Source organism: Sphingobium anseongense (assembly GCF_037725245.1).
GTDB lineage: Bacteria > Pseudomonadota > Alphaproteobacteria > Sphingomonadales > Sphingomonadaceae > Sphingobium.
Genome location: NZ_JBBJUL010000001.1, coordinates 171,412 through 196,343, shown reverse-complemented (window position 1 = coordinate 196,343; position 24,932 = coordinate 171,412). Strand labels below are relative to the sequence as shown.

Below are 24,932 nucleotides of genomic sequence, written 5' to 3'. Positions count from 1 at the left end.
TTTACCCTTCGCTCCTAAGCCGGGGGTATGAAACCCGCACCCGTGCGTCATCAGGCGAATGAAGAGTATCGCCGCGAAGTCGCAGACGCGGCGGATGGTGCACATGGTGGGGGCGTGGAATGCCCGTCCCACTGGCTGTCGGCACTGTCGCAGGCGGCGGCCATCCTGACCCATCACGACACCGGCGTCATGGTATGCCGGGCCAATGAACGCTTTGCCCGCCGTTTCCTGACCATGACCGAGGAGGACGCGGTGTGGCGTCTGGCGAGCGATGACTGGAGCGAGCGGATCGGCCGGTTCATCGCCGCGGGGCGCGCGAGCGAAAGCTTCGAATTGCGCAGCGACGGCAAGCTGGGGCCGGAATATTTCCTGTGCACGATCGGGCGGCTGGAGGATAGCGCGGTCGGGCCGACGCGCCTGCTGGTCACCGCGATCGACCGGACGAGCGAGCGCACGATCGAGAAGAATCTGCGCCGCGAGCTGATGTCGGACAGCCTGACCGCCTTGCCCAACCGTACCGGGTTCGGCGAGGAAATCGATGACCGGCTGGCCAACGGTTCCTGGCCGTCCAATTCAAGTTTCGGCATCATCGCGATCGACCTCAGCCGGTTCAGCCGGGTGAACGAATCGCTGGGACCGATGGCGGGCGACGAATTGCTGATTACGGTCGCCAAGCGATTGAAGTCGGCGCTGCGCCAGGGCGACGTGCTGGCGCGGATCGGCGGCAATGATTTCGCGATCTTCGCGCGACTGAACAACGGCCTGTCGGATGCGCTGCACATCGTCCAGCGGGTCAAGGACGCGCTCAACGTGCCGGTCCGGCTGAGCAATCTTCAGATACGGGTCGATTGCGCGATCGGATGCGCGTTGTCGACGAGCGTGGGGGACGACCCCGACGATATCGTCCGCAAGGCGCAGGCCGCGGTCAAGATCGCCAAGCGCAGCGGCAAGGTCGAAATCTATCGCAACGGCGTGCTCAAGGAAGCGCAGCGGCGCTTTTCGGTCGAAAGCCGGTTGCGCGACGCGCTGGCGCAGGGCCAGTTGACGCTGGCGTTCCAGCCCCTGGTCCACCTGGCGAGTGGCGATATTACGGGCTTTGAGGCGCTGGCGCGCTGGAACGACGCCGAATTGGGAATCGTGCCGCCGACCGAATTCATCGCCGTCGCGGAGGAAAGCGGCCTCATCACCACGCTTGGCCGCTGGGCGGCCTATGAAGCGGCACAGACATTGGCGCGCTGGGACCAGCGGTTCGGCCAGCCGTTGCCGGTGGGCATCAACGTCAACCTGTCGCCGATCCAGATGGCCCGCGATGACATAGCGTCGATGTTCGAGGAAGCGTTGCGGTTTTCAGGTGTCGCAGGCAGCCGCCTGACCGCCGAAATCACCGAAGGCGCGATCATCGCCGACCCCGACAAGGCCCGCAAGCTGCTGATCGCGCTCAAGGATCTGCAAATGCCGATCGCGATGGACGATTTCGGCACCGGCTATTCGAACCTCGCCAGCCTGCACAGCCTGCCGATCGACATATTGAAGATCGATCGCAGCTTTGTGTCGTCCATGCTGACCGACCATGACAAGCAGGTGATCGTCCGCACCATCCTGTCGCTCGCCGAATCGCTCAACCTGCGGGTGACGGCGGAGGGGATCGAGACCCAGCAACTGGCGCTCAAGTTGCAGGAAATGGGCTGCTGGCAGGGGCAGGGCTATTATTTCGCGCGGCCGATGGCCGAAAACGACGCCTATGACTATTGGCGTGCGCGCTGGAATTTCGAAACGGTCTGATCGGCGAGCGCCGCGACCCGTTCGGGCGGCGGAAAGCCCTCCGCGATCCATTGATCCTCCACCAGGCGCAGCGCCCTGGCAACGTCGGGGCCGGGGGCAAGCCCGCGCGCGATCAGCGCGCCGCCGCCGATCGACAGCGCCGGCCGCTGCCAGCCCTGAAACGCAAGCAGCGGCGCGGTATCGCAGGCGGGGTCGAGCAGGCAGCGATCGGTCGCGCCCTCCAGCCCCAGGCGATAGGCCGCTTCCTCCATGGTTGCGCCGGCCGGCGCTGGCGCGAGGGCAATCGCGATCCGCTTGCGCGCCCTGTTCGACAATTTGAGCCGGGCGGCGATGGCATCGGCGACGGCGGCGTCCTGAGGCGCCAGCGCGCAAAGCCGGCGGACCGCGCTGCCCGCAAGCCCGGCCTGCGCCTCGCGCCGCACCAACTGGTCCAGCCGAGCGACGCCCGCCATGTCGATTTCAGGCAGCACCGCGCGCAATATGTCGCCGGCCACCATCAACCCCATGGCGGGGGCGGGGGCGGCGACCGCCAGCAGCTTCATCAGTTCGTCGGCGATCCGCTCGCGCGACAGCGCCATCAGGCTGTTGGCGGCGTCCCGGCAGGCGGCATAGGCTTCATCGTCCGGGTCGTCATCGCCATAGCGGGCGAGGAAGCGGAAATAGCGCATGATCCGCAGATGATCCTCGGCGATGCGGGCCTGCGCGCTGCCGATGAAGCGGACGCAGCGCGCTTCCAGATCGGCGATTCCACCGAAATAATCGGTGATCGCGCCCGTCATCGGATCGGCATAAAGCGCGTTGATGGTGAAGTCGCGCCGCGCCGCATCCTCGCGCCAGTCGTCGGTATAGGCGATGGTGGCGCGCCGGCCATCGGTGCTGACGTCGCGCCGCAGGGTGGTGATTTCGACCGGCGACCCGTTGATGACGGCGGTCACCGTGCCATGGTCGATGCCGGTCGGCACAACCTTTATGCCCGCTGCCCCGAGCCGGCGGATGACATCGTGCGGATCGAGCACGGTGGCGATGTCGAGATCCTGGACGGGAAGGCCAAGCAGGGTATCGCGCACCGCGCCGCCGACGAAGCGGGCGAGCCCGTCGCGCGCGCCGATCGCATCGAGAAGGCCCGCCATTCCGGGGCGATGCCGCCATTCGGCGTCAGGCAGCAAGGCGGTCATGGCGCAGGCGTCGCGACAGGTTGACGAGAATGGCGGCGGTGATCCCCCAGATCCGCCGTCCATTCCACATGATTTCGTAATAATGCCGGTCCTTGCCCTCATAATGAATGCTGCGGCGGGCATGGTTGAGCGGATCGAGCAGGAAGGCGAGCGGCGGTTCGAACCAGTCCTCGACCTCGTCGACCTGGGCCAGCAGCGGCAGATCGGGGGGCACGACGCCGATCACCGGGATGATGTCGAAGCCGGTGAAGGTGTGATAGCGGTCGAAGGTGCCGATCACATGGACCTGGTCGCGCGGCAGGCCGATTTCCTCGTCGGCCTCCCGCAGGGCGGCGGCGATCTCGTCGGCGTCGCTTTCATCCACGCGGCCGCCGGGAAAGGCCACCTGCCCGGCATGCTGGCGCAGCGTGCTCGCGCGCTGGGTCAGGATCAGGCCGGGTTCGGGCCGGTCGGTGATCGCCAGCAGCACGGCGGCGGGAGACAGCGGGATATCGCCTTCGATCCGGGGGTCGCGCACGTCGGCGGCGCGCAGGACATCGTTGCGCAGGCCATCGGCCAGTTCCATGCGCAGCCGTTCCGCCAGCGTCGGGGCGATCATGCCTGGCCGTCCAGGCGGAAAAACTGCCCCTCGCTCCACAGGCCGACGGGGTCCGTGCCTTCTTCCAGCGCCAGGTTCATCAGTTCATAATAGACGCTGCGCGCGACCAGCGCTTCCAGCCCCGCGCGGACGTGGAGATAGGGATGGGGGCCAGCTTCGCCTTCGCGCACGACGAGCGCGTTGCCGGGGCCGGCGGGGATCAGATCGCCGGTATTGAGGCGGAAGGCAAGGTTGCGTGCTTCGCCCTCGCCCTCGCTCTTGAGTTCGACCGCGACGAAGGGGGCGTCCTCCACCGCGATCGACAATTTTTCGACCGGCGTGACCAGCACGAAGGAGCCGTCGGGTTCGCGGCGCAAGATGGTGGCGAACAGCCGCACCATCGCTTCGCGACCGATCGGCGAACCCTGATGATACCAGGTGCCGTCGCGCGCGATCCGCATGTCGCTGTCGCCGCAATGGTCGGGGTTCCATTTGTCGACCGGCGGCAGCCGCTTTTCCTGCGCCAGCCTGACGATGTCGGCGAGCGAAAGGGAAGCAAGGTCGGGCAGCGGGTCCATCGGCATGACTGTGAGATAGGGAGCGCGCCGTCCGAACGCAAAGACAGATTGCGCTTTGGCTTCAGGCGCGGGCGGGGATGCGCGGGCCGAGCATGCCGTTGCCGCCGATCGCGCGGCCATCGACCGACAGCGCGAGCAGCCGGCGCGGATCGAACGGGCCGGGGGCGTCCCAGCCGGCGGTGCCGTCGGCGCAAAAGCCCCAGAAACGGCCATAATATTCGGGATCGCCGATCATCATCAGCGGTTCTGTGGCCTGGGCACGAGCGGCGGCGACGACAGCGTCCATCAGCGCCCGGCCATGGCCGCCGCGCTGGAACGCGGGCTGGACGGCGACGGGGCCGATCATGATGAGCGGTTGCTGTTCGCCCGAGTCCATGGTCAGCGCGACCGGCCAGCTTTGCAACGTGCCGATCAGCGCCCCGGCATCGTCCACCAGGCCGAAGGACAGGCGCGGCAGCCACGCCGCGCCCTGGCGAATGGCATAGGCGGTGCGGCCGTGGCGATCTTCGCCGAACGCGGCGTCGAGCAGCTGCTCGATCGCTTCGGGCGGGAGGGACAAAAGAGGCACGATGATTGACACGTCTTGCCGATCCGCGATTGTTGGCGCATGGAGCGCGCGGTGAGCGGCGGGCTTTAGCGGCTGGCCGTGAAAATAAAAGGACTATGTGGCCGCCATCCCGACCCGGCGCGGCCCTGTTGACGGCGAGCCAATGACCATCCCCAATGAGGACGTTCTGACCCTGGCGGTCGACAATCTGCATGTCGATGTGCTGACGGGCATCTATTCGGAAGAAACGCATCTTCCCCAGCCGCTGCGCATTTCGATCCGCGCGCTGTTGCGCCATGCCGACCGCTATGATCCGGTCACGCCGTTGTCGGCGTCCAAAAACTACATGGACCTTAAACATGCAGCGACAGCGGCGCTGCCCGAAGGCGTGCATTTCACCCTGATCGAGGCGGTGGCCGACCATATCATCGACACCGTCTTCCTTCAGGATGACAAGGTGCGCCATGTCGAGGTGAAGATCGTCAAGCTGGCGCTGAGCGAGCGCGGCGAGGAAATCGGCATCACCCTGTCGCGGTGGCGCAGATAGGCGCTGCGGATCGGCGTTTGATCAGGGCTTGATCAGGCCGATTTCGACCAGCCTTTGCGTCAGATAGTCGTTGGCGCTGATCGGCGGATCGCGCCGGGGATGGGCTTCGTCCACGCATTGCGGCAGCGCGTCGATGACGAAATCGGGCCGCAGGTGCAGGAAATAGGGCATCGAATAGCGCGAATGGCCGCGCCGTTCGGGCGACGGATTGACGACGCGGTGAGTGGTCGAGGGCAGGCGGTAGTTGGTCAGCCGCGCCAGCATGTCGCCGACATTGATCGCCAGAGCGCCGGGCGGCGGCTCCACGGGCAACCAGTTGCCGGCGCGGTCGCGCAGTTGCAGGCCGCCTTCCTCCGCGCCCAGCAGCAGGGTGATGAGGTTGATATCTTCATGCGCGCCCGCCCGCACGCCGGGCGCATCCTGGGGCACGGGGGGATAATGGAGCAGCCGCAGCACGCTGTTGCCGTTGTCGATCGCCGTGTCGAACCAGCGTTCGGGCAGGCCGAGATAAAGCGCGATGGCCGACAGGAGCCGTGCGCTGACGCGATCGAATTCGGCGTAAAGGCGCGTGAATATGGCCTGGAACCCGGCGATCTCTTGCGGCCAGACATTGGGCGGCATGACCGTGGCGAGCCGATCGCCGACCGGCAATTCGCGGCCGACATGCCAGAATTCCTTGAGGTCGCTTGCCAGGGCGCCCCTGGCGATTTCGGTGCCGAAGGCGGTATAGCCGCGCTGGCCGCCATTGGCGGCGGCGTCATAGCGGCGCTTGACCGCATCGGGCAGGGCGAAGAAGCGCCGCGCCAACGCCCATCCCCGGTCGATCTGCGCCTGGTCCATGCCATGATCGCACACGATGGCGAAACCGAACCGTTCGAACGAGCGTCCGAACGCCGTGGCGAACTCGCCGCCCGAAAGGCGGGTGAGCGAAAGCAGCGGCACTTGGTCCAGAACAGCATCCGTCATGTCGAAAGGCTCCGTTTCGCTGCCCGCGATCCTTGATCGCGCCACGCCGCTGATGCAAGGAGAAGCGATGCGATACTGGCTGATGAAATCCGAACCCGATGTCTTTTCCTATGACGACCTGGTGAAAAAGGGGCGCGCCGAATGGGACGGCGTGCGCAACCACAGCGCCAAGCTGAACATGATGGCGATGAAGAAGGGCGACCTTGCCATCTTCTATCACAGCAATATCGGCGTCGAGGCGGTGGGCGTGATGGAAATAGTCGAGGAGGCCGGCCCCGACAGCACCGACGAAACCGGCAAATGGGTGGCGGTGCATGTCGCCCCGCGCGAGCCGCTGGCGAAAGCCGTGACGCTAAAGGCGATGAAGGCCGATCCGGCACTGGCGGGGATGGAGATGCTGCGGCTGAGCCGATTGTCGGTATCGTCGGTGACGAAGGCGGAGTTCGATCATATCATGGCGCTGGCGAAGCGGTGACCATCCGCGCTGCGATTGCATTTGGTGCAATTGCCTGAACGCATTTTGCGATTGTCTCTATTGCGTTGCAACATGATACCGGGCCTCAACAAAATATAATATTTCCGAGGTGTTTGATCGGCATTCCCAAGGAGAATCCTATGCGAATGCTGTCCAAGTTCATTGTTGCCGGCGCTCTTGCCGGTGTTGTCGCCATCGCTCCCGCCGGTGCGGAAGAAGCCGGCAAGAAGCGCTTCACCCATGAAGGGTATACCTATGTCTATGAGGTGAAGGACACCAAGACCGGTCAGGTCATTTCGGGTCGTCGCTATCCCGATAGCGTCGCCTTCAACTTGGCCGTCAAGGATGGCAAGGTGTCGGGCCAGTCGGGCGGCCAGCGCATCGCTTTCGATGTCGAAGAGGCGCGCGACGCAGCGAAGTAACGCTTCGGACGCTTCGGTCGAACGCAAAAAAGGGGCGGCTCTCGCAATGAGGGCCGCCCCTTTTTTCGGCTCTGGATCAGCGGCAGCGGCGTTTGCTGTCGATTTCCTTGCCGAGCAGCGCGCCGCCGGCAGCGCCCAGGATGGTGCCGGTCGCGCGATCGCCACGGGTGTCGATGGTGCGGCCCAGCAGCGCGCCGCCGACGCCGCCGACGATGAGGCCGGTCGTGCCATCGGACTTGCGGCAATAGGTGCGACCGTCGCGACCGCGCCATTCGCTATGGCGGTGATGCTTGCGCGCCTGCACCTCGTCGGTCGGCAGCGCCATCGAAACGGGAATGGCCACCGACAGGGCGGCAACGGCGAGAATGGCGTTACGCATGAGAAATCTCCTCCAGACAAGCGTGATTTGCGATGTGAACCCGTGGAGATTGATCCAGGTTGCATGAACCTGAGACAACAAATCAAGCCACTGCTTTTGTTCGGATAAATTTCGGGTTCAGGCGGTGCTGGCAGGCGATGGAACGCTGTTTGCGGCCGTATCGGAAAGGAGCATGCGAGACTTATCCACAATTTTGATGGATGGCTGTCCTGCTCATGTCGATTTCGCTTGGAGCGACTCGCAAATGGTGAGACCATCTGATTATCGGATGACGCAGCAGCGGAGAAATCCAAAGCAAAAAGTGCAAGGGAAACCAAGCGCTTGGATGTCAGCTCGATGATCCGTTACCGGAAATGTTCCGTAAGGATCATGACTATAACGGATGACCCGACCCACGTAAGTCGTGTGCGCGCGCAAGTGAACGCCAGACCGACATGGAAAGGGCCGCGACAGGGCCTGGAACGCACGTTCCGCTCCCTCTAGCAACGCGATATGCGGGCGTTTGCGCCCCCATAAGCGAGACGCAAGGCAAGGCGCGCCGGACCCGTAAGGGACAAGGACGCGATCTGTCTGGCCGAAATGGGGACCGGCAGCGATGCCGGCCCCCATTTTGCGTTTCGGGCCGGATAGAGTGCTGGCGATTTGTCATACGGGCGAGCCGGCGCCCCTTAAGCATGATGTTGCAAGGGACCGGCGTGGATGGTCGATTGCGGTCTTTCCCGACTCGGCCAGGAACATCGCGCCCTGATCATGACCGTTCGCCGGGAGCCGCGGGCGAAGCGCCTTCGCGGCGCTCAGGAGAAGGCTTCGACTTCGCTCAGCCAGACCGGACGTTGGGTGATGCCGGCGGTTCGCAGCGTATCTGGAGTGGGATGCCTGATTTCTCCCTCGCCTTTGCGCGGCAGGCTCCGAGCAGCCATGGAGCGCCGACAACATGGCATATCGACGGACAGAGATGGGCGCGGATGCTTCGATACGAGCCTTCGACACGCTCGGTCTCTACTTGGCACGAACGAATATCATGCCATCTGAAGTGATCGCCCCCTGATCATGACCGTTCGCCGGGAGCCGCGGGCGAAGCGCCTTCGCTGCGCTCAGGCGAGGGCTTCGACTTCGCTCAGCCCGAACGGATGTTGAATGATCGCGATTAGGCGCATGGTGCTTCTGCCGGCGCGCCCGAGCGGCGATGGAGGGGCGCTCTGGCGCTGCGTCGCGTGGCGGGGAAATGCCGGCAGACATGTCGCTCGCCCTTCGCGGGCGCGCGCAGGCGGCCTGCGTTCAGGCTCCGCGGCCGTAGGCGGTCACCATCTCCACTTCGGCCTTGTCGCCCAGCACCACGCCAACCCGCTGGTGCAGGCTTTGCGGTTCAAGGTCCATGATCGGGTTGAAGCCGTCGGTCGCCGCGCCGCCGGCCTGTTCGATAAGCATGCTCATCGGATTGGCTTCATACATCAGCCGCAGCTTGGCCTTGTTTTCATGGCGATGGTCGGCCGGGTACATGAAGATGCCGCCGCGCTTGAGGATGCGATGAACGTCGGCGACCATCGATGCGGTCCAGCGCATGTTGTAATCCTGGCCGCACGGCCCCGCCGCGCCTTCGACCCGCTCGTCGATATAGCGTGTGACGGCGGGCGACCATTGGCGGCGGTTGGACATGTTGATGGCGAATTCGCACTTGCCCTGCGGCATCTTCATGTCGCTGTCGGTCATTAGCCACGCGCCGACTTCGCGATCGAGCGTGAATTCGAACACGCCGGTGCCCACGGTCAGCACCAGGATGGTCTGCGGGCCATAGATCGCATAGCCGGCGGCGACCTGATGGCGGCCCGACTGAAGGAAATCCTGCTCGGTCACTTCGCGGCCCGACACCGCTTCGGGCGCGCGCAGCACCGAGAAGATGGTGCCGACCGAAAGGTCGACGTCGATATTGCTCGACCCGTCGATCGGGTCGAACAGCAGCAGATATTCGCCCTTGGGATAGCGATTGGGGATGCGATGGATCGTTTCCATCTCTTCGGAGGCCATGGCGGCCAGATGGCCGCCCCATTCATTGGCTTCGAGCAGCAATTCGTTGGCGATGACGTCCAGCTTCTTTTGCACTTCACCCTGCACATTTTCGCTGTCGAGGCTGCCCAGCACCTCGCCCAGCGCCCCCTTGCCGACCGAATGGCTGATCGTCTTGCACGCACGCGCGACGGTTTCGATCAGCAGGCGCAACTCGGCGGGCACGGTGTTTTCGTACCGCTGCTGCTTGATCAGAAAGCGGGTCAGGGTTGCGCGCTTCATGGGGCTGGTCTCTCAGGGTCTGGAGGGCGCATGGACGCGCCGGGGGAAGATCGGAAGGATTGTCCGGGTTCGGGCGCTGCATAGCCTCGCCGCAGGGGAAAAGGCCAGCCCCTAAAGCGTGGCTTCGATCTCGCGGGCGGCCATGTCGGGATCGGGCGCGAGGCTGATCGGGCGGCCGACGACCAGGATCGAGGCACCGCGATCGAGCGCCTGGCGCGGGGTGACGGCGCGCTTCTGGTCCGCCATAGATCCGCCCGCCGGCCGAACGCCGGGGACGACGAAGAAGCCATCGGACCAGGCGGACCGGGCCGCCGCGACTTCCTCGCCCGAACAGACGATGCCGTCCAGACCCGCGGTGCGCGCGAGATCGGCAAGGCGAGCGACCTGATCGGCGGCGCGGCCGCCAACGCCGATGTCGAGCAGGTCGGCATCGTCCAGGCTAGTCAGCACGGTAACGGCAACGACCCGCGTATTCACCCCGGCCGCCGCCTTGGCATCCTCCAGCATCGCCCGGCCGCCGGCGGCATGGACGGTCAGGATCGCGGGCTGGAGCGCGTGCAGCGACTGCACCGCCTTTGCGACGGTATTGGGAATATCGTGCAGCTTGAGGTCGAGGAAGATCGGCAGGTCGAACTTCATCATTTCATGCACGCCATGGTGGCCGTTGGCGCAGAAGAATTCGAGACCGAGCTTCAGACCGCCCACATGGCGCCGCACCTGACCGGCGAGCGCCTGCGCCTTTGCAAGGTCGGGTGTGTCGATCGCGACGTAGAGGGGGCTGCTCATGCTGGACCTGTGGCTGGGTTGGAAACGGGAAGGGGGCCGGCGTCCGGCAGGGCGTCGAGCGGGGAGACGGGCGGCGGCGGCGGCGTTGCCGCGCTGATGGCGGCGGCCAGCGCCTTTTCGCTGCTTTCCAGCCGACGCCTTAACCGCCATCGGGTCGCCCGCGCGCTGATCCAGAAGGGGATCGCGCCCAGCAGGAAGGCAATCAGGATAGGGAACCAGATGCGCGTTTCCCAGACGATGTCGCCCCAGATCTTGATTTCCAGCGGACGGTTGTTGGCTTTGCCGAAAAGCGCGACCGCGACCGCCAGAATGACCCAGAAGGCAGTCCTCAGGAATTGCATCGGCTATCCTCTTGGCTGTTGCGACATGGCAGCTTAGGCGATTTCGGCGAGAGGCGGAAGCCCCGCGCCGTGTGCCCCGCCAGGCGCAGGATCAGGTGCCGAAAACCCGCGCGAAGATCGTGTCGACCTGGGCGAAATGATAATCGAGGTTGAACTTGTCCTCGATCTCGCTCGCGGGCAGCGCGGCGGCGACGTCGGCGTCGGCCTTGAGCAGTTCGAGCAGCGACAGCGCCCCGTCGGATTCCCATACTTTCATCGCATTGCGCTGGACATAGCGGTAGCTGTCCTCGCGGCTGACGCCCGCCTGGGTCAGCGCCAGCAGCACGCGCTGGGAGTGGACGAGGCCGCCCATGCGGTCGAGATTCTTCATCATCCGCTCAGGGTAAACCAGCAGCTTGTCGATGACGCTGGTCAGGCGCGCCAGTGCGAAGTCCAGCGTGATCGTCGCGTCCGGGCCGATATAGCGTTCCACCGACGAATGGCTGATGTCGCGTTCATGCCAGAGCGCCACATTTTCGAGCGCGGGCGTGACATATCCGCGCACCATGCGCGCAAGGCCGGTGAGATTTTCGGTCAGCACGGGGTTGCGCTTGTGCGGCATGGCGCTGCTGCCCTTCTGGCCGGGCGAGAAATATTCTTCCGCTTCGAGCACTTCGGTGCGCTGGAGGTGGCGAATTTCGACCGCGAGCCGCTCGATCGAGGAAGCGATGACGCCAAGCGTCGCGAAGAACATCGCATGGCGATCACGCGGGATCACCTGGGTCGAAACCGGCTCGATCGCGAGGCCCAGCTTTTGCGCGACATGCGCCTCGACGCGCGGGTCGATATTGGCAAAGGTGCCGACCGCGCCCGAAATGGCGCAGGTCGCGACTTCGGCGCGGGCGGCGACCAGCCGCGCCCTGCAACGGCTGAATTCGGCATAGGCCTCCGCCATCTTGAGGCCGAAGGTGACGGGTTCGGCGTGGATGCCATGGCTGCGGCCGATGGTCGGGGTCAGCTTATGTTCGAAGGCGCGGCGCTTGATGACTTCGAGCAGCTTGTCGATATCGTCGATCAATATGTCCGATGCGCGCGCGAGCTGGACCGCGAGGCAGGTGTCGAGCACGTCGCTGCTGGTCATGCCCTGATGCATGAAGCGCGCTTCGTCGCCGACCTGTTCGGCAACCCAGGTGAGGAAGGCGATGACGTCATGCTTGGTCACCGCCTCGATCGCGTCGATCGCGGCGACGTCGATTGCCGGATCGGTGCCCCACCAGTCCCACAGCGCCTGGGCGGCGGACGGGGGCACCACGCCCAGTTCGCCCAGCTTCTGGGTCGCATGCGCCTCGATCTCGAACCAGATGCGGAAGCGGGCTTCGGGCTCCCAAAGGGCGGTCATCTGTGGACGGGCGTAACGCGGAACCATGGCGAATCCTGCTTCTTGTCGAAAGGGTGGATGGCGCGCCGCCTAGCAGCCTGCGGTCGCGGGGGCAAATCGGCCGGCGCGGCAAATATCGACAGAGTAATGGCGCCATCATTCGCGTCGGTTCGCCGCAAATACAGCCCGTGCGAGAGACAGGTCGAGCCAAAACGGACGATCAGACGAGATGGGCGAGAGTGAAGCGGGAACGATCGGGCCGGGTGATGACTTGTTATCCATGCAAGTCCTACTCGTCCCTGTCGGTTCGGTGCAAAAGCCGCGACGGTCAGGGCGAAAAGATCAGGAGATGATTATATGATTCGCATTCTTCTCTGTTCCACCGCACTGGCGGTTGCCGCGCCTGCTTTGGCGCAAAGCACGACCGCCGCCCCCGCGCAGGAGCCTGCATCGGCCGCGCAGCCGGCAGCTCCGGCCGCTCCGCAAGGCGCCACCCCCGCCGCGCCCGCCAATTCCGTCGCCGCGATCGTCGACAGCGAATTTCCCGCTTACGACGCCAATAGCGACGGACAGCTCGACCAGCCCGAATTTTCCAGGTGGATGACGGCGCTCAAGGACCAGGAAATGAAAGCGACGGGGAAGGCGTTGCCGGCCGAGCAGGTCACGGCATGGGCGAGCGGCGCGTTTACCAGCGCCGACGCCGACAAGAACAAAAGCGTCAGCAAGCCCGAGCTGGTCACTTACCTTAGCGGCGGCGCCGGATAAGGTTCAACCAGGAAATCCCCGTCGCGAAGGACAGGGACAAACAAACCCTCAAGGGTCGCAGGAAAGTGGTCCGATGCCCCCATCGGATCACTTTTTTGCGTGAAGGTCAGGGCCTTTTGCGCGCGTAGAGCAAAGCCGCGACGATGGCTGCCGACCCGATTCCGGCTGCGGCACCAACCCAGGCGGCCTTTTTCCCGCGAGATGGCGGCGGGCCTGCTTCGGGCGCGGGCGGGGGAGGCGTGTCAGCGCCCTGCGGCGCTACGGCTTTGCTATCCTTGGTCATATCCGGCGATAATGGGACAGATTTGTGGACAAGGGAACTGGCTTTGCGCGGCCTGGTGCATAATTTTAGACGAAGACATGCCGATGGTCGGGCGATGAAAAGGGCGCCGCAGCCCCAGGCCGCGACGCCCTTTCCCTTGGCCCCTTCCCTTGGGATGCCATGGCGCTCGGGGGGGGGGAGGGAGCGTTGCCATGGCGTGACCGGCGGGCCGGGGGTGGGGTGAAGCCCGCCAATTCCCTGCTATGACGCCGCAAGCCCTGGCGAACCGTCGCGTCACGATGCGACGGGCGGAATTTTTTTCGTTTCGAGATGACGGCGCGGCGTCCGTCAAAAGGCAAAGTCCATGCCCAGCCGCAGCGTGCGCGGGCGCAGCGGCGTGTAAAAGCCGGCTTTAAGGTCGAACGGCGTGCCGAGGGCGAAGCGGTTGCCGGTGCTGTCGAACAGGTTGGTGAGCGTCAGCGACAGCTCCACCGGCCCGCGACGCCATGCGGCCGACAGCGATGTATCGACATAATCGCCCTGGACGTTGCCGAGCACCGGGCCGATCCCCAGCCGCGATTTGCCGACATAGCGGGCCGATCCCGACAGGCGCAGCTGCACCGTGTCGCCCCAGGCCAGCCGATAGTCGAAGGCAGCCCGCCCGCCCCAGGCGGCGACATTGGGCAGCGCCAGCGACTGTCCGCCATATTTCAGCGTCCGCAGGAACGATGCGGGCTGGCTGAGGCGGCTGTCATTGTAGATGATGCTGCCGTCGAGCGTGAGCGCGGGCAGCGGCCTGCCAACGACGCGCGCCTCGATCGTGTAGATGCGTCCGTCGCCGATGTTGGCGGTGGTGGGCAGGCCCAGCCGGTCGGTGAGGTCCGCCTGGATGTCGCGCCAGTCGGTCCAGCCGACATTGGCCGAAAAGGCGAGCGAATCTATACCCGGCCTGCCCCTGCGCAGGCCGATTTCCAGGGTCGCGATGCGATCATTGCGGAACCGCTGAACATGCTGGTCGTCGACCGCGAGGCCGCCGGGACGAAAGCCCTGCTGGTAGCGTGCGTAGAACGTCAGGCCGGGGATCGCATCGCTGAGCAGCGCGATGGAAGGCAGGAAGATGGTTTCCCTGGCGTCGGCCTGCGCCTGGGCGCGGGCGAGATCGGCGGATGAAAGAAGCATGGTGGGGTCCATCGCCCTGCCACTCAGCCGGTTGTGGGTCAGGCGACCGCCCAGCGTCGCGATCAGCCCCTTGGCCGGTTCGAACGAGGCTTCGCCGAACAGCGTCGCTTCGGTCACGCGATTGCGCACCCCGGTCGCGGTGGCGGGGATGCCGGGTCCGGTGAAGGCGATGCCGGGGAAGGTCGACGCGAAACCGGGCGCGTCGCCATAATAAGTGAGCGAGCGGCGAATGTCGGAGCGGCTTTCCAGATAAGCGGCGCCGATGATCCAGCCAAGGCCATTGTCCAGATCGCGAATCAGCCGGTTCTCGATCGAGATGATGTCGATGCGGTTGCGCTGGCGGAACAGGGCGGGGACATCGCCCGGCTGGGTGGCGTCATAGCTTTCGGCGATCGCATGGCGGACATAGCCGCTCGACGACACCAGCCGCAGATCGTCCCACTGCCGCTCGACGCGCAGGTTGGCGAGGATATAGTCGGCGGAATAGGGCTGGGCGACGCTCGATGCGCGCGCCAGTCGACCGACATCGCGGCTCGCATATTGGGCGTCATCGCCGTCGGTGCGCTGATACAGGGTGGAAACGTCTATCGTCCAGTCGGCATCGGGGGCGAAGCGCAGCGCGGCCCGGCCGCCCCCGATGCGCGTGTCGTTGACGTCGCGGCGCGACCGCCGCCTGTCGTCGATATAGCCGCCCTCGCGCACGCCGTAGGCCACGGCGCGCAGGGTGAGCTTTTCAGCGACGATCGGCAGGTTGACGACGCCGGCAATGTCGCCGCCCATGTCGCCGTGCTGAACCGCGGTAAGCCCCGCCGACACCTGCCCGCTAGCGATGCCCAGATTGGGGGCGTTGGGCACGACGCGCAATATGCCGCCCAGCGATCCCGCGCCATAGAGCGTGCCTTGCGGCCCTTCCAGCACCTCCACCCCGCCGACATCGTAGAGCCGCAGGTCGGGATCGGGCGCGGCATAGTTGAGCCGCATGTCGCCCAGATATTGGCCGGTGGTGGCCTGGGTCGGGCCGGAAAATCCCGAATCGGCGATGGCGCGGATGAACAGCTTGTTGCGGCCCGACCCGACATGGGTGGAACTGAGGCTGGCGACCCGACCGAGCAGCGCCGCCGTGCCCGCCGCCGCTTCGCCGCCGGTCAGCGCCGCTCCTTCGACCAGTTCGACCATGCCGGCATAGCGCGACAGGGGAATGTCGCGCTTGGAGGCGGTGACGATGATGTCGGGCTGCGGCAGGTCGGGGAGCGGGGCAGGATCGGCCCTGGGCGGCGGAGGCGCGGGGCGCGAGGGCGATGCAGTGCGAACGATCCGCCAACTGGTCGCGTCGATCCGTTCGGCGCGCGCGCCGGTGCGCCGCAGCATCCGGTCGAGCGCCGCGCCGACGCTCATCCTGCCGCCGACCGCGGGCACGGGCAGACCGGCGAGCGACTGGTCCGACATGCCGATGCTGGTGCCGGTCTGGCGGCCGAGCGCGATCACCGCATCGCCCAGGCGTCCCTGGGCGATGCTGATCAACGGTCTTTCCGCCGCCAGCGCGGGCGGGACGGGCGCGCATGCGAGCGTGGCGGCGAGGACGGCAAACTCAGCTCTGCGGGCCATCCCTCTCCTTCAAAATCCAGCCATCGCGGGTGTGTCGCGCGGTCACGCCCAGCAGCGGCGCGGCGCGCGCGAAAAAGCGTTGCGGATCGCGGTCCAGCAGGATCGTGCCGGTAAAGCGCAGCGGCGGCGCGCCGACGATCCTGATCCCGAGCGAACGGGCGATATCGCCGGTCACGTCGGCGAGCGGCGCATTGTCATAGGCGAGCCGCCCCTGCCGCCAGCTCGCCACGCTTTCAGGCGCGACCGACACGATCGTCAGCCCGCGCCCGTCCTCGCGCAGCGCCCGGCCGGCGGGCAGCGAGATGGCGTCGCTGTCGGGATTATAGATGACCTCGCCTTCGGCCACGCCGATGCGGGTCGCGTCGCCCGCGCGGACGATATTGAATATGGTCCCGGCATCCTCGAACACCGTGTCGCCGACGGTAACGCGAAAGGGGTCGCTGGCGTCATGGGTGACGGTGAAGCTCGCTTCGCCGCTGTCCAGCGCGGCAAAGCGCGGGTCGTTATGGTCGAGCCGCAGGCGGCTGCCGCCGTTGATTTCGATCCGGGTGCCGTCATCCAACGCTATCACCCGCACTTCGCCGGGGCGGGTGTCGACCGTGTAGATGTCGGCGCGGTTGGTCATGCCGATCGACAGGGCCGCGACCAGCGCCGCGGCGATCGCTCCGCCGCCGATCCAGCGCCAGCGCCAGCGCGACGCGGGCGCGCCGCGATCGTTGGCGGGGGTGCCGGCAAACAGCGGTTCGGCGGGGACCAGCGCCGGCAGGTCCGCATCGGCGAGCATCAGTGCATCATATGCGGCGGCATGGCCGGGCGCGGCTTCCAGCCATCGGGTGAAGGCGTCCCAGTCGCGAAAGTCGGGGTCGCGTGTGCGGATCGTCCAGTCGAGCGCCTCCTCCTGTTCGATCATGGTGCGTGCCCCGTTCATATCTGGTCCCCTGGCATCACAGACGCCGCCACGCCGTTCATTCCGTATCCAGCCGCTGCCGCAGGGCGATCATCGCGCGATAGGCTTTTTGCAGGTCCTTTTCGACCGTCGCCAGGCTGATCCCCAGTTCCCGCGCGATGGTGCGCTGTCCCACGCCTTCGATGCGGAAGCGGCGGAACACCAGTTCGACGCGCGGGCCAAGGTCCCGCAGGACGGCGCGCGCCGCCTCCAGCTGTTGCGCCGCGATCATCCGTTCGTCCGCCAGCCTGTCGTCCGCGGCTTCCGCCATGACGCCGCTGCCGGCATCGACCCAATCCTGTTCGCGCCGTTCGCGCCGGGTGATCGACCGGTAGCGGTCGAGCATCAGATTATTGGCCATGCGATAGAGATAGGACAGCGGATCCGCCACATCCTCGCCATCGCGCCCTTCGACCTTGAGCCACAGGTCCTGCACCAGATCCTCCGCCTCTGTCCCGGCGCCGCGCGCGCGCAGGAAACGAAGCAGGGCGGTGCGATGGGCAAGAAAGACGTCGGCCAGGCCAGCCATGCGCAGCGGTCCATCCGGTAAGGGGCGAGCGCATCGGCATAGTCGTCCGCTCCATGGCTGGCAATCCGCCGCCTTTACGCGCCGGGGGGCTTTCGCTAGCCCTGCGCCCATGAAAGGCGGCGTGAATGAACGGACAGGAGGTTGACGAGGCGGCGGCGCGCGGCGCGGGGATGGACCCGGATCGCCTGGCGGGCCTGATCGCTTTTCTCGACCGCAAATATATCGCGACCGGGCGGCTGCCGCATTTCCAGATCATGGTGTCGCGCCGTGAACAGCCCCTGCTGTTTGCCAGTCGCGGGCGCGCGCGCCAAAGCGGTGAACCGCTCGGTTCGGATGCGCTGTTCCGCATCGCGTCGATGACCAAGCCGGTCACGTCCGTCGCCTTCATGATGCTGGTCGAGGCGGGACTGGTCGCGCTCGACGACCCGGTGGCGCGGGTGATCCCGGAATTTTCGCGCCTGACCGTCGGGCTTGAACGTGCGCCGCTCAAGCGACCGATGCTGATGATCGACCTGCTGCGCCATACGTCGGGCCTGACCTACGGGCTGCAACGGCAGACCGCGATCGACGCGCTGTATCGCGAGCGCGGGCTGGACGAGTTTCAGCAGCCGCGCAGTTCGGATGAGTATATCGCTGCGCTCGCAGACATTCCGCTGGAATTTTCGCCCGGCGACCAGTGGAATTATTCGGTGTCGACCGACGTTCTGGGGGTGGTGGTGGAGCGGTTGTCCGGGCTGTCGCTCGGCACCTGCCTGCGCGAGCGCATCTTCGATCCGCTGCACATGCCCGACACGATGTTCGAGGTGACGGACGACCGCGTCGACCGCCTGACCGACGCATGGCAACTGGAGCAGGACCGCAGCCTGTCGCTGGCCGATCGCGGCGCGCGCAGCGGCTGGCGCCGGTCGGGGCGCTTTGCTTCGGGGGGCGGGGGGCTGGTGTCGTCCACCGCCGATTATCACCGCTTTTGCCGCATGCTGCTGCGCGATGGCGAACTGGACGGCGCGCGCCTGCTCCGGCCCGAAACGATGGCGATGATGCGGCGCAACCAGTTGCCCGGCGGCGCCGATCTTGCCAGCCTGTCGACATCGCTGTTCAGCGAGGCGACCTATGCCGGCACGGGTTTCGGCCTTGGCTTTGCCGTCACCACCGACCCGTCGCAAAGCATCGTTCCCGGCAGCGCGGGCGAATATTATTGGGGCGGCATTTTTTCGACGGCTTTTTATATTGATCCGGTCGAGGCACTGATCATCCTGTTCATGACCCAGCATCTGCCGTCAGCCACGCTGGCGGTCAGGGCGGAATTGCGCCAGCAGGTGCAGGCAGCGGTGTTGCAGCGAAACGGTGACCGAAATGGTGTGAAAGGGAGCATTTTTTAATGTTGCGCCGCAGGATTGCCGGTGGCGCGGCGGCCATGCCTGTGTCATCATCGGCCCGACATCGCAGGGGACCGACACGTGAACCTCCAGGGCCAGACCAACCTTCCCAAGCCTGCCCCCCGCCAGTTCGATCCGCAGGTACTGGCGCAGGAAATCGTCGAGCGGCTGACATATCGAATCGGCAAGAATGCCCAGGCGGCCAAGCCGCATGACTGGCTGCACGCCGTCATCCTGTCGATCCGCGACCGGGTCATCGACCGCTGGATCACGTCGACCCAGAAAACCTATGAGGAAGAAGGGCGACGGGTTTATTATCTGAGCCTGGAATTCCTGATCGGCCGGCTGATGCGCGACGCCGCGTCCAACATGGAGATGCTGGACGACATGCAGGCGGCGCTGGCATCGCTGGGCGTCGACATCGACCTGATCGCGGAACTGGAGCCGGACGCGGCGCTGGGCAATGGCGGCCTGGGGCGGCTGGCGGCCTGCTTGATGGAAAGCATGGCGACGGTCGACGTGCCGGCCTATGGCTATGGCATCCGCTATGTCAACGGCATGTTCCGGCAGGAAATATCGGACGGCTGGCAGGTCGAGTTGCCCGAAACCTGGCTGGCGCACGGCAATCCGTGGGAGTTCGAGCGGCGCGAGGCGAGCTATGAAATCGGCTTCGGCGGCCGGGTCGACCCCGCCGAAGGCGACAGCGCAAGCCCGCACCAGATGCAGTGGCGGCCGGCCGAGCGCGTCATCGCCACCCCCTATGACACGCCGATCGCCGGCTGGCGCGGCAAGCGGGTCAACACGCTGCGGCTGTGGACCGCGCAGCCGATCGACCCGATCCTGCTCGACAGGTTCAACGCCGGCGACCATCTGGGCGCGCTGGCCGAAAGCAACCGGGCCGAAGCGCTGGCGCGCGTCCTGTATCCCGCCGACAGTTCGCCCGCGGGTCAGGAATTGCGGTTGCGGCAGGAATATTTCTTCTCCTCCGCGTCCCTGCAGGACATCGTCCGCCGGCACCTGCAATATTTCGGCGACATAACCACCCTGCCGGACAAGGCGGCGATCCAGCTCAACGATACCCATCCGGCGGTGGCGGTGGCCGAACTGGTGCGGTTGTTGCTCGACGATCACGGCCTCGACTTCGACGAGGCGTGGGACATCACCCGGCGCACCTTCAGCTACACCAACCACACGCTGTTGCCCGAAGCGCTGGAAAGCTGGCCGGTGCCGCTGTTCGAGCGGCTGCTGCCCCGGCATATGCAGATCGTCTATGCGATCAACAGCCGCCTGCTGGCGGAAGCGCGGCGCAGCGGCGTGCTGGACGACCAGGGGATCGGCACGATCTCGCTGATCGACGAGGGGGGCGAGCGGCGCGTGCGGATGGGCAACCTCGCCTTTGCCGGATCGCACAGCATCAACGGCGTGTCGGCGCTGCACACCGACCTGATGAAGGTCACGGTGTTCGCCGACCTGCACAAGCTGTATCCGGCGCGGATCAACAACAAGACCAATGGCGTCACCTATCGCCGCTGGCTGATGCAGTGCAATCCGGGGCTGACGGGGCTGATCCGCGAGGCGATCGGCGATGGGTTCATGGACGACCCCGAAGCCTTGCGCGATCTTGACCGCTTTGCCGCCGACAGCGCGTTCCAGGACAAGTTCCTGGCCGTCAAGCGCGCCAACAAGGGGGCGCTTTCGACGCTGTTGCGCCAGCGGATCAACGCCCGGATCGACCCGGGGGCGCTGTTCGACATCCAGATCAAGCGCATCCACGAATATAAACGGCAATTGCTCAATCTGATCGAGACGGTGTCGCTGTACGACCAGATCCGGTCGCATCCCGAAAAGGACTGGGTGCCGCGCGTCAAGCTGTTCGGCGGCAAGGCGGCGCCCAGCTATCACAACGCCAAGCTGATCATAAAGCTGGCCGGCGACGTCGCGCGCACGATCAATCACGATCCGGCGGTGCAGGGGTTGCTCAAGGTCCAGTTCGTGCCCAACTATAATGTCTCCATGGCCGAAGTGATGATTCCCGCCGCCGACCTGTCCGAACAGATTTCGACCGCCGGCATGGAAGCGTCGGGTACGGGCAACATGAAGTTCGCGGTCAACGGCGCGCTGACCATCGGCACGCTGGACGGGGCCAATGTCGAGATGCGCGATCATGTGGGCGAGGATAATATCGTCATCTTCGGCCTGACCGCGCAGCAGGTGAATGACCGCCGCGCCGCCGGTTATGCCCCGCGCGACGTCATCGACCAAAGCAAGGAACTGACCCAGGCGCTCAACGCGATCGCCAGCGGCGTGTTTTCTCCCGACGACCCGGATCGCTACAAGGGCCTGATAGATGGCATATGGACGAACGACTGGTTCATGGTCGCCGCCGATTTCGACAGCTATTCCGCCGCCCAGCGGCGCGTCGATGCGCTGTGGAAGGACCAGGCCATATGGGCGCAAAAGGCGATCCACAATGTTGCGCGCATGGGATGGTTCTCATCGGACCGCACCATTCGCGAATATGCCGCCGATATCTGGAAGATTGCTTGACCACCGGTACGCCGGCGACTGGGAGTGCCTATGCTGACGAGTGACCGGATCGCCACGCTGGTTATTGGACATGATGACGACGTGTTTTCGGCGCTGGGCGTGCATCCCCAGGGCAACGGCTTTTCGGCCTGCGTCATGTTGCCCGACGCGCAAGCCGTTTCCGCTTACCGGCTCGACGGCGAGGCGGTGGGCGATCTGGCGATGCTCGATCCGGCCGGGCTGTTCGGCGGGCCGGTCGCGATCACCGCGCACGAGGTGCTGCGCTATCGCGCCGTCTATGCCGATGGCGAAGAATATTGGATGACCGATCCCTATGGGTTCGGCCCGGTGCTGGGGCCGCTGGACGATCATTTCCTTGCCGAAGGGTCGCACCACCGGCTGTTCGACAAGCTGGGCGCGCACCCCATCGTCCATGAAGGCGTGCCGGGCACGCATTTCGCGGTCTGGGCGCCCAATGCCCGGCGCGTGTCGGTGGTGGGCGAATTCAACCGCTGGGACGGGCGGCGCGCGGTCATGCGGCGGCGGGCCGACGCCGGGGTATGGGAGATTTTCCTGCCCGATATCGGCCCTGGCTGCGCGTATAAATATGAACTGCTGGGCGCGGACGGCACGCTGCTGCCGCTCAAGGCCGATCCGTTCGCCTTTGGATCGGAACTGCGGCCCGCGACGGCGTCGATCGTTACCGCCCCGCTGACGCATGAATGGGGCGACGCCGCCCATCGCGACCATTGGGCGAGCCTGGACATCCGTCGCCAGCCGATTTCGATCTACGAGGTCCATGCCGGGTCCTGGCAGCGGGCCGAGGATGGCGGCTTTCTGGACTGGGATGCGCTCGCCGCGCGCCTTATCCCCTATGTCGTGCATATGGGCTTTACCCATATCGAATTCATGCCGATCGCCGAACATCCCTATGATCCAAGCTGGGGCTATCAGACCACCGGCCTCTATGCCCCATCCGCGCGCTTTGGCGAGCCGGAGGGGTTTGCGCGCTTCGTCGACGGGGCGCACCAGGCCGGGATCGGCGTCATTCTGGACTGGGTGCCGGCGCATTTTCCGGTCGACGATCACGGCCTTGCCCGTTTCGACGGCACCGCGCTTTACGAGCATGAAGACCCGCGCAAGGGCTTTCATCCCGACTGGAACACCGCGATCTATAATTTCGGCCGGCGTGAAGTCGCACAGTTCCTGCTGAACAACGCGCTGTTCTGGGCCGAACGCTATCATGTCGACGGGCTGCGCGTCGACGCGGTCGCTTCGATGCTCTACCTCGATTATTCGCGCGAGGATGGGCAATGGGTGCCCAACGAACAGGGCGGTCGCGAGAATCTGGAAGCGGTCGCCTTCCTCAAGGATGTCAACGCGACGCTGTACGGCACGCGCCCCGGCGTGATGACCATTGCCGAGGAATCGACGAGCTGGCCCAAGGTTTCAGCGCCCGTGCACGAAGGCGGCCTGGGGTTCGGGTTCAAATGGAACATGGGCTTCATGCACGACATGCTGCGCTACATGGCGCGCGACCCCATCCACCGCGCGCATCATCATGACGATGTGACCTTCGGCCTGCTCTATGCCTTCAGCGAGAATTTCGTGCTGCCCCTGAGCCATGACGAGGTGGTCCATGGCAAATCGTCGATGCTGCACAAGATGGCGGGCGACGACGGACAGAAATTCGCGACGCTGCGCGCTTTCTATGCGCTGATGTGGGGCTATCCGGGCAAGAAGCTGCTGTTCATGGGCCAGGAATTCGCCCAGCGCGACGAATGGAGCGAGGATGGCGACCTGCATTGGGGGCTGATGAACTATGCCCCGCATCGCGGCGTGTCGCAGCTGATCCGCGATCTCAACCAGCTTTACCGATCGCGGCCCGCGCTCCATGCGCGCGATTGCGAACCGGACGGGTTCGAATGGCTGCTGGCCGATGCCGCCGCCGATTCCGTCTTTGCCTGGGTCCGCCGCGCGCCGGACCAGCCGCCGATCGTCGTCATCAGCAACTTCACGCCGCTGGCGCACAACCGTTATGCCTTCAAACTGCCGCAGGGCGGGCGCTGGCGCGAGATATTGAACAGCGACGCGAGCTATTATGGCGGCGGCGACTTCGGCAATATGGGCCTGATCCGCGCCGATCGCGACGGCTGGGTGGACATTGCGCTGCCGCCGCTCGCCACGCTGATGTTCGAACCGGAAGGGTGATCCGCGCGCGATATGTCGCGACGCCGGGCAGGAGAGGGTAAGACAATGCAGTCACGCCATCAGCCGATCGCGCGGGACGCCATGGCCTATGTGCTGGCGGGCGGGCGGGGAAGCCGGCTCGCCGAGCTCACCGACCGGCGGGCCAAGCCCGCGGTCCATTTCGGCGGCAAGGCGCGGATCATCGATTTCGCTCTGTCCAACGCGCTCAACAGCGGCATCCGCCGCATCGGCGTCGCCACCCAGTACAAGGCGCATTCGCTGATCCGGCACCTGCAGCGCGGCTGGAATTTCTTTCGCACCGAACGCAATGAAAGCTTCGATATATTGCCGGCCAGCCAGCGCGTGTCGGAAAGCCAATGGTATGAAGGCACCGCCGATGCGGTGTTCCAGAATATCGACATCATCGAAAGCTATGCCCCCGAATATATGGTGATCCTGGCGGGCGACCATGTCTACAAGATGGACTATGAGCTGATGCTCCAGCAGCATGTCGACAGCGGCGCGGACGTGACCGTAGGCTGTCTGGAGGTGCCATGCGCGCAAGCGAGCGGCTTTGGCGTCATGCATGTCGATGCCCATGACGTCATAACCGCCTTTGTCGAAAAGCCCGCCAATCCGCCCGAAATTCCGGGGCAGCCGGGCATGGCGCTGGCGTCGATGGGCATTTACGTCTTTCAGACCCGTTTCCTGATCGAACAATTGCGCCGCGACGCCGCCGACCCCAGGAGCGGGCGCGATTTCGGCGGGGACATCATTCCCCATATCGTCGGCGGCGGCCGGGCGGTCGCGCATCGTTTTTCCAGCAGTTGCGTCCGCGCCGACAGCGAGGCTGGATCCTATTGGCGCGATGTCGGCACGATCGACGCCTATTGGCAGGCGAGCATCGACCTGACCGATGTCGTCCCCTCGCTCGACCTGTACGACCGCAGCTGGCCGCTATGGACCTATTCCGAAGTGACGCCGCCGGCCAAGTTCGTCCATAACGAGGATGGCCGGCGCGGTTCCGCGACATCGTCGCTGGTCGCGGGCGGGTGCATCGTGTCGGGTTCATCGCTTCACCGCAGCCTGCTGTTTTCCGGGGTGCGGACGCACAGTTTTTCGTCGGTCACCGAAAGCGTCATCATGCCCGACTCTATCGTCGGTCGGGGCGCGCGGCTGCACAAATGCGTGGTCGATTCAGGCGTGATCATCCCGCCGGGCCTGGTCGTCGGCGAACATCCGGCGCAGGACGCGCAGTGCTTTCGCGTGTCGGACAATGGCGTGACCCTGATCACCCAGGCGATGATCGACCGGTTGGCATGTTGACGTGACGCCG

22 protein-coding genes are annotated in these 24,932 nt (G+C 65.4%); 9 read left to right on the top strand and 13 right to left on the bottom strand.

Annotated features, from left to right (window positions below; translation table 11 throughout):
* Positions 1–27 precede the first annotated feature (27 nt).
* Positions 28–1,782, top strand: a complete 1,755-nt coding sequence (locus WG908_RS00935; RefSeq protein WP_340184671.1) for a putative bifunctional diguanylate cyclase/phosphodiesterase — start codon at positions 28–30, stop codon at positions 1,780–1,782.
* Here the strand turns inward: WG908_RS00935 and WG908_RS00930 are convergent.
* The 4 genes from WG908_RS00930 to WG908_RS00915 are packed head-to-tail and all read right to left on the bottom strand — an operon-like array spanning position 1,746 to position 4,686.
* On the bottom strand, positions 1,746–2,957 hold the full coding sequence (locus WG908_RS00930; protein WP_340184670.1) for a CCA tRNA nucleotidyltransferase: 1,212 nt from the start codon (positions 2,955–2,957) through the stop codon (positions 1,746–1,748). The two genes, WG908_RS00935 and WG908_RS00930, sit on opposite strands and share 37 nt — an antisense overlap.
* A complete protein-coding gene (locus WG908_RS00925) occupies positions 2,938–3,555 on the bottom strand; it encodes a CoA pyrophosphatase (protein WP_340184669.1) in 618 nt (205 codons plus the stop codon). The genes WG908_RS00930 and WG908_RS00925 overlap by 20 nt, the downstream gene beginning before the upstream one ends.
* Positions 3,552–4,118 (bottom strand): DUF1285 domain-containing protein, encoded by a 567-nt coding sequence (locus WG908_RS00920; RefSeq protein ID WP_340184668.1) that lies wholly within the window; start codon positions 4,116–4,118, stop codon positions 3,552–3,554. Before WG908_RS00920 ends, WG908_RS00925 begins: the two co-directional genes overlap by 4 nt.
* Positions 4,119–4,173: 55 nt before the next feature.
* The gene (locus WG908_RS00915) at positions 4,174–4,686 is read right to left on the bottom strand and encodes a GNAT family N-acetyltransferase (RefSeq protein ID WP_340184967.1); all 513 of its coding nucleotides are present in this window, start codon (positions 4,684–4,686) and stop codon (positions 4,174–4,176) included.
* Positions 4,687–4,822: 136 nt separating this feature from the next.
* Between WG908_RS00915 and WG908_RS00910 the strand changes: the two genes are divergently transcribed.
* Complete coding sequence (locus WG908_RS00910) at positions 4,823–5,206, top strand: dihydroneopterin aldolase (protein WP_340184667.1); 384 nt, start codon at positions 4,823–4,825, stop codon at positions 5,204–5,206.
* A 21-nt stretch (positions 5,207–5,227) separates the two neighbouring features.
* Here the strand turns inward: WG908_RS00910 and WG908_RS00905 are convergent, their stop codons facing one another.
* Positions 5,228–6,172, bottom strand: a complete 945-nt coding sequence (locus WG908_RS00905; protein WP_340184666.1) for an isopenicillin N synthase family dioxygenase — start codon at positions 6,170–6,172, stop codon at positions 5,228–5,230.
* Between the two features lie 67 nt (positions 6,173–6,239).
* Between WG908_RS00905 and WG908_RS00900 the strand changes: the two genes are divergently transcribed.
* Positions 6,240–6,647: an EVE domain-containing protein gene (locus tag WG908_RS00900; RefSeq protein ID WP_340184966.1), complete on the top strand. Its 408-nt coding sequence runs from the start codon at positions 6,240–6,242 to the stop codon at positions 6,645–6,647.
* A gap of 146 nt (positions 6,648–6,793) precedes the next feature.
* Positions 6,794–7,069, top strand: a complete 276-nt coding sequence (locus tag WG908_RS00895; protein WP_340184965.1) for a hypothetical protein — start codon at positions 6,794–6,796, stop codon at positions 7,067–7,069.
* 76 nt (positions 7,070–7,145) lie between these two features.
* Here the strand turns inward: WG908_RS00895 and WG908_RS00890 are convergent, their stop codons facing one another.
* The 5 genes from WG908_RS00890 to purB form a co-directional block, all read right to left on the bottom strand.
* The gene (locus tag WG908_RS00890; RefSeq protein WP_340184665.1) at positions 7,146–7,448 is read right to left on the bottom strand and encodes a glycine zipper 2TM domain-containing protein; all 303 of its coding nucleotides are present in this window, start codon (positions 7,446–7,448) and stop codon (positions 7,146–7,148) included.
* 1,278 nt (positions 7,449–8,726) lie between these two features.
* On the bottom strand, positions 8,727–9,734 hold the full coding sequence (locus WG908_RS00885; RefSeq protein WP_340184664.1) for a class 1 fructose-bisphosphatase: 1,008 nt from the start codon (positions 9,732–9,734) through the stop codon (positions 8,727–8,729).
* Positions 9,735–9,845: 111 nt separating this feature from the next.
* Positions 9,846–10,520, bottom strand: a complete 675-nt coding sequence (gene pyrF / locus WG908_RS00880) for an orotidine-5'-phosphate decarboxylase (protein WP_340184663.1) — start codon at positions 10,518–10,520, stop codon at positions 9,846–9,848.
* Positions 10,517–10,861 carry a lipopolysaccharide assembly protein LapA domain-containing protein gene (locus WG908_RS00875; protein WP_340184662.1) on the bottom strand — a complete coding sequence of 115 codons (345 nt, stop codon included), beginning with the start codon at positions 10,859–10,861 and terminating at the stop codon, positions 10,517–10,519. Before WG908_RS00875 ends, pyrF begins: the two co-directional genes overlap by 4 nt.
* A gap of 91 nt (positions 10,862–10,952) precedes the next feature.
* Positions 10,953–12,266: an adenylosuccinate lyase gene (purB, locus tag WG908_RS00870; RefSeq protein ID WP_340184661.1), complete on the bottom strand. Its 1,314-nt coding sequence runs from the start codon at positions 12,264–12,266 to the stop codon at positions 10,953–10,955.
* A gap of 309 nt (positions 12,267–12,575) precedes the next feature.
* On the opposite strand from purB, the gene WG908_RS00865 reads away from it, so the two are divergent.
* Positions 12,576–12,983, top strand: coding sequence for an EF-hand domain-containing protein (locus tag WG908_RS00865; protein WP_340184660.1), 408 nt, complete (start codon positions 12,576–12,578; stop codon positions 12,981–12,983).
* A 610-nt stretch (positions 12,984–13,593) separates the two neighbouring features.
* Here the strand turns inward: WG908_RS00865 and WG908_RS00860 are convergent.
* The 3 genes from WG908_RS00860 to WG908_RS00850 are packed head-to-tail and all read right to left on the bottom strand — an operon-like array spanning position 13,594 to position 17,504.
* The gene (locus tag WG908_RS00860; protein ID WP_340184659.1) at positions 13,594–16,029 is read right to left on the bottom strand and encodes a TonB-dependent receptor; all 2,436 of its coding nucleotides are present in this window, start codon (positions 16,027–16,029) and stop codon (positions 13,594–13,596) included.
* Positions 16,013–16,936: a FecR family protein gene (locus tag WG908_RS00855; protein ID WP_340184964.1), complete on the bottom strand. Its 924-nt coding sequence runs from the start codon at positions 16,934–16,936 to the stop codon at positions 16,013–16,015. The genes WG908_RS00860 and WG908_RS00855 overlap by 17 nt, the downstream gene beginning before the upstream one ends.
* Before the next feature lie 58 nt (positions 16,937–16,994).
* Complete coding sequence (locus tag WG908_RS00850; protein WP_340184658.1) at positions 16,995–17,504, bottom strand: RNA polymerase sigma factor; 510 nt, start codon at positions 17,502–17,504, stop codon at positions 16,995–16,997.
* Positions 17,505–17,629: 125 nt separating this feature from the next.
* Between WG908_RS00850 and WG908_RS00845 the strand changes: the two genes are divergently transcribed.
* The 4 genes from WG908_RS00845 to glgC all read left to right on the top strand — a co-directional run bounded on the left by WG908_RS00845 (position 17,630) and on the right by glgC (position 24,922).
* On the top strand, positions 17,630–18,883 hold the full coding sequence (locus tag WG908_RS00845; RefSeq protein WP_340184657.1) for a serine hydrolase domain-containing protein: 1,254 nt from the start codon (positions 17,630–17,632) through the stop codon (positions 18,881–18,883).
* Between the two features lie 78 nt (positions 18,884–18,961).
* Positions 18,962–21,427 carry a glycogen/starch/alpha-glucan phosphorylase gene (locus WG908_RS00840; RefSeq protein WP_340184656.1) on the top strand — a complete coding sequence of 822 codons (2,466 nt, stop codon included), beginning with the start codon at positions 18,962–18,964 and terminating at the stop codon, positions 21,425–21,427.
* A 30-nt stretch (positions 21,428–21,457) separates the two neighbouring features.
* Entirely contained in the window at positions 21,458–23,617 is a 2,160-nt protein-coding gene (gene glgB / locus WG908_RS00835; protein WP_340184655.1) for a 1,4-alpha-glucan branching protein GlgB, read from the top strand.
* A 45-nt stretch (positions 23,618–23,662) separates the two neighbouring features.
* Entirely contained in the window at positions 23,663–24,922 is a 1,260-nt protein-coding gene (gene glgC / locus WG908_RS00830) for a glucose-1-phosphate adenylyltransferase (RefSeq protein ID WP_340184654.1), read from the top strand.
* The last annotated feature ends 10 nt before the right edge of the window (positions 24,923–24,932 follow it).

Excerpts from the sequence above, each read along its gene's own strand:
- glgB (WP_340184655.1), top strand. The coding sequence starts at position 21,458 with ATGCTGACGAGTGACCGGATCGCCACGCTGGTTATTGGACATGATGAC.
- purB (WP_340184661.1), bottom strand. The coding sequence starts at position 12,266 with ATGGTTCCGCGTTACGCCCGTCCACAGATGACCGCCCTTTGGGAGCCC.
- WG908_RS00860 (WP_340184659.1), bottom strand. The coding sequence starts at position 16,029 with ATGGCCCGCAGAGCTGAGTTTGCCGTCCTCGCCGCCACGCTCGCATGC.
- WG908_RS00935 (WP_340184671.1), top strand. The coding sequence starts at position 28 with ATGAAACCCGCACCCGTGCGTCATCAGGCGAATGAAGAGTATCGCCGC.
- WG908_RS00865 (WP_340184660.1), top strand. The coding sequence starts at position 12,576 with ATGATTCGCATTCTTCTCTGTTCCACCGCACTGGCGGTTGCCGCGCCT.
- WG908_RS00920 (WP_340184668.1), bottom strand. The coding sequence starts at position 4,118 with ATGCCGATGGACCCGCTGCCCGACCTTGCTTCCCTTTCGCTCGCCGAC.
- WG908_RS00885 (WP_340184664.1), bottom strand. The coding sequence starts at position 9,734 with ATGAAGCGCGCAACCCTGACCCGCTTTCTGATCAAGCAGCAGCGGTAC.
- WG908_RS00850 (WP_340184658.1), bottom strand. The coding sequence starts at position 17,504 with ATGGCTGGCCTGGCCGACGTCTTTCTTGCCCATCGCACCGCCCTGCTT.
- WG908_RS00890 (WP_340184665.1), bottom strand. The coding sequence starts at position 7,448 with ATGCGTAACGCCATTCTCGCCGTTGCCGCCCTGTCGGTGGCCATTCCC.
- glgC (WP_340184654.1), top strand. The coding sequence starts at position 23,663 with ATGCAGTCACGCCATCAGCCGATCGCGCGGGACGCCATGGCCTATGTG.
- WG908_RS00905 (WP_340184666.1), bottom strand. The coding sequence starts at position 6,172 with ATGACGGATGCTGTTCTGGACCAAGTGCCGCTGCTTTCGCTCACCCGC.
- WG908_RS00900 (WP_340184966.1), top strand. The coding sequence starts at position 6,240 with ATGCGATACTGGCTGATGAAATCCGAACCCGATGTCTTTTCCTATGAC.
- WG908_RS00875 (WP_340184662.1), bottom strand. The coding sequence starts at position 10,861 with ATGCAATTCCTGAGGACTGCCTTCTGGGTCATTCTGGCGGTCGCGGTC.
- pyrF (WP_340184663.1), bottom strand. The coding sequence starts at position 10,520 with ATGAGCAGCCCCCTCTACGTCGCGATCGACACACCCGACCTTGCAAAG.
- WG908_RS00925 (WP_340184669.1), bottom strand. The coding sequence starts at position 3,555 with ATGATCGCCCCGACGCTGGCGGAACGGCTGCGCATGGAACTGGCCGAT.
- WG908_RS00930 (WP_340184670.1), bottom strand. The coding sequence starts at position 2,957 with ATGACCGCCTTGCTGCCTGACGCCGAATGGCGGCATCGCCCCGGAATG.
- WG908_RS00845 (WP_340184657.1), top strand. The coding sequence starts at position 17,630 with ATGAACGGACAGGAGGTTGACGAGGCGGCGGCGCGCGGCGCGGGGATG.
- WG908_RS00895 (WP_340184965.1), top strand. The coding sequence starts at position 6,794 with ATGCTGTCCAAGTTCATTGTTGCCGGCGCTCTTGCCGGTGTTGTCGCC.
- WG908_RS00910 (WP_340184667.1), top strand. The coding sequence starts at position 4,823 with ATGACCATCCCCAATGAGGACGTTCTGACCCTGGCGGTCGACAATCTG.